Origin of the sequence: Nostoc sp. NMS4, from assembly GCF_017115095.1 — a bacterium.
Lineage (GTDB): Bacteria > Cyanobacteriota > Cyanobacteriia > Cyanobacteriales > Nostocaceae > Nostoc.
The window spans coordinates 1-3,185 of record NZ_JABXKI010000309.1; the positions used below are offsets into that span (position 1 = coordinate 1).

At 45.1% G+C, this 3,185-nt stretch carries 5 protein-coding genes; all 5 read left to right on the forward strand.

Annotated elements, in window-relative coordinates; genetic code table 11:
* Positions 1 to 1,151: S8 family serine peptidase (locus HWQ37_RS28950; RefSeq protein ID WP_292753862.1), on the forward strand; the 1,151-nt coding region annotated here is incomplete at its 5' end.
* Positions 1,152 to 1,199: 48 nt separating this feature from the next.
* Positions 1,200 to 1,583 carry a protease complex subunit PrcB family protein gene (locus HWQ37_RS28955; RefSeq protein WP_292753863.1) on the forward strand — a complete coding sequence of 128 codons (384 nt, stop codon included), beginning with the start codon at positions 1,200 to 1,202 and terminating at the stop codon, positions 1,581 to 1,583.
* A 122-nt stretch (positions 1,584 to 1,705) separates the two neighbouring features.
* Positions 1,706 to 1,840 (forward strand): hypothetical protein, encoded by a 135-nt coding sequence (locus HWQ37_RS28960; RefSeq protein ID WP_292753864.1) that lies wholly within the window; start codon positions 1,706 to 1,708, stop codon positions 1,838 to 1,840.
* A gap of 274 nt (positions 1,841 to 2,114) precedes the next feature.
* A complete protein-coding gene (locus HWQ37_RS28965; protein ID WP_292753865.1) occupies positions 2,115 to 2,246 on the forward strand; it encodes a hypothetical protein in 132 nt (43 codons plus the stop codon).
* Positions 2,227 to 2,733 carry a ribonuclease domain-containing protein gene (locus tag HWQ37_RS28970; RefSeq protein WP_292753866.1) on the forward strand — a complete coding sequence of 169 codons (507 nt, stop codon included), beginning with the start codon at positions 2,227 to 2,229 and terminating at the stop codon, positions 2,731 to 2,733. Before HWQ37_RS28965 ends, HWQ37_RS28970 begins: the two co-directional genes overlap by 20 nt.
* Positions 2,734 to 3,185 lie beyond the last annotated feature (452 nt).

Here is a 3,185-nt window from a genome sequence, read left to right on the forward strand (position 1 = left end):
GAGGAGTGATCGTCGCGGTTCTGGATGGAGAAGTTGACGTTTACCATCCTGACTTCAAGGGTCGTGTTGTCCGTAAGCGTAATTACACCAATGAACCTTGGGGCAACCCCCATCCACATGCAACTCATGTGGCAGGTATTATTGCAGGTAACGGCTCAAAGTACAAAGGTATGGCACCAGAAGCAATTATCTGGAGCTACAAGATTCAAACTTCTGAAGCAAATGAGTCGGCAGAAGGGTTTAGGGGCGCAGATGCCATTGAAGATGTGATTAAGGATATGAAAGATGGGGTCAGGATAGCTAACTGTAGTTGGGGGACATCCGCAACGCCTGATGGCACTAGTATCTGGGCGAAAACTGCTGAACGAGCCGCAAAACTGGGCTTAGTTTTGGTAAAGAGTGCAGGCAACGGTGGTCCCGGTCCTGGAACCCTCACATCTCCGGCAGATGCCAAGGGTGACGTGATTGTTGTCGGGGCATCCAGCCATGACGGTACGGGAGTAATGAATTTTAGCAGCCGTGGTCCAACTACTGACAACCGACCAAAGCCGGACATATTGGCACCTGGTCAGCTGATTGTCTCTGCTAAGCCTGGTAAAGGCTACCAAAAGATGAATGGTACTAGTATGTCAGCACCTCATATTGCTGGTATTGCTGCTTTAATTCTAGAGCGTTACCCGCAACTAAAACCTTGGCAGATCAAGAAAATTCTGATGGAATCTGCAAAAGGGCTTGACTCGGAAAAAGACCCGAATGTCCAAGGTAAGGGATTAGTTGATGTCGTCAAAGCACTGCAGATGGCAGGGCAACCTTTGTCCGAGGAGAAGAAGATTACCTACACATCAGCAGTCACAGACAGGAAGCTGCTTGAGCAGCTGAATATTGCTGTACAAAACACTGGTGGGGAAACGATGCAAGCCGTGAAAGCAAGCCTAGTTGCAACTAATAACGGTATTAAAGTCACCCGTGGCGAACAAGACTACGGCAATTTGCGTGTCGGCGAAGATGCGAGACGCGACTTTGAGATTATCGCTCCGAGCAACAAGTCGGGTCAATACGATCTCACTTTAAATTTGAACTTTACCACGCCGACTGGGAAGAAGTCCCAATCCTACCAAATTGCTCATGAAGTCCTAAGTCTTCCTAAATAGAGCTTGGCTAAGCACAACAAAAACTAAGTAGGGCGAGTCAAAACAACGATGAAAATTAATTTTACTACCATTGCACGGGGCGCTCAAAGTGGCTTCCACACATCCAGCCAAATGATGATCAATAGTCCAGAAAAATGGGCAGACGTTTGGGAACAGCACACCTCCGATAGCATACCACCTCCACCTATTCCGTTCGTGGATTTTACAAATGCTCAGGTAGTCGCCGTCTTTGCGGGAGAGAAGCCTACTAGCGGTTACTCGGTTGATATTTTGGCAGTCGAGAAGACAGGTGACTCCCCATCACTGGTCATTACAGTTAAGGATTGCCAGCCTAATCCTGGAGACTTTGCTTCAGATGTGATTACACAACCGTATCATATCATTAGAATTCCCCGAATGGATGTGGAACAAGCAAGATTTGAACAGGCTTAGGCGAATACCACGTTTGTTAAGTCAAATTTTTGGCAGATAAAGGAAACGTTTCTCATTCGGTTTAGAAGCAGTCTTTTCTTAAGCTTGCAAGAAGAAAACGTAATTTTACCAAGTAAAAAATCATGACAGCGCAGATAATCGAACAGTTTGAATTGTTCTCTGAGGCGGAACTGGAAACCTTAGAATTCCTACCAGAGGAGTTAGAAAGCATTGAAGCTGAATTAATTCCCGACCTCGAAAGTATACCAGGGTTATGAGAACAGATTGAGTGGTGTTAAATTCTATGCTTCAGCGAATTATGACCAAGTCATTTACGGCATTTGGGTTTTTGAAAGCGGTACATTCACTAATCAGGGCGATGGTGGATACATTAACTGGGCTTTCATAGGCCGGTTTCAAAGAAATAAGGGTCATGTGAGATTCCGGAAAGGCTGATTCGCTACCCAACCTATATTTAAGTGCGATCGCTAATTTTGTAGCGACAGTTTAAAAAAATGCGATCGCTCATGGATGATGGTTGATAAGAGAGCGATGTTTGTTCGTCCAAGTGCGATCGCTAATTTTGTAGAGACAGCTTTTGGGGCGATCGCCTCAGCCCTTGATCCTCGCTATTCAATGCTCATTAACAACAGGAGAGAAAATCATGAAAGCACAGATAGTTGAACAGATTGAATTTTTTTCAGAGGCGGAACTGGAGAGCTTAGAGTTCCTGCCAGAGGAATTAGAAGCCATTGAGGAAGAGCGAGTTCCTGACCTGGACAGTATATCTTTCGAGGATATCGCCAAAGAGCTGGAAGCTTATTTCGAGAGAGACATTGAAGGGGCTCAGTTGGAAAGGAAACGTGGCGGTAAAAAACCTAGTAAACCTGAAGAAGAGGAAATCAGAATGATCACATACCTTCTGAATACGGGCGTTGCTGCCGGAAGGGCGTATGCAAATGCAGGAGGTCATCAGAGTACTCGATTACCTAAGGCGCCAAGAGGGGAGGAATATCTAGAGTTCGATCTTGGTTTTGATCGTTACGGTAACCGTGGCAGGCACCGTTTGGTCATATTGGCTCAAGTCGCAGTAAGGGTTGGTAGAGTGTTATATAAGGCGTATTACACCGTCGATCATTACGAGCATTTTACTGAGCTTAAACATTGGTGACAAGTTAAGGTTATAAACTATTTGTCAATAAGCAATTATGCTTAAAATATTGTCCTAAATCGGGGTTAGAAACACCATTTTTAAGCTAGCGATCGCGTCATATTTAAAAGTATCGTTTGCCCTTGTACTCAAACCAGAGTATTAAGCTAAATTTGATACTCATTATTTCAGTTAATTTCTAGCTTAATTACTGTTGACAAAACTAATTTTGTCTTAACTTGTCACTAATGGATCTTAAAGGATTTTCATAGACTTCCAAAAATAGAATTTCACACGGATTGGACAGAAGAACATCCACATCGCCAGAATGCAGAACCCCCTCACCACGATCGGCGAGTCCACCATCATCTCCCAGCCGCGCGAACCGTGGGAGCGGGTAGTGGGCAACCCCTTCGTCAACGAGGCCCCTGCGCCCATCAAGGACCCTAGCGGGCAGTTACACATCGTGTACT

Bases quoted from the DNA above. Each gene is read 5' to 3' on its own strand.
- HWQ37_RS28955 (WP_292753863.1), top strand. From the start codon at position 1,200: ATGAAAATTAATTTTACTACCATTGCACGGGGCGCTCAAAGTGGCTTC.
- HWQ37_RS28960 (WP_292753864.1), top strand. From the start codon at position 1,706: ATGACAGCGCAGATAATCGAACAGTTTGAATTGTTCTCTGAGGCGGAA.
- HWQ37_RS28965 (WP_292753865.1), top strand. From the start codon at position 2,115: ATGTTTGTTCGTCCAAGTGCGATCGCTAATTTTGTAGAGACAGCTTTT.
- HWQ37_RS28970 (WP_292753866.1), top strand. From the start codon at position 2,227: ATGAAAGCACAGATAGTTGAACAGATTGAATTTTTTTCAGAGGCGGAA.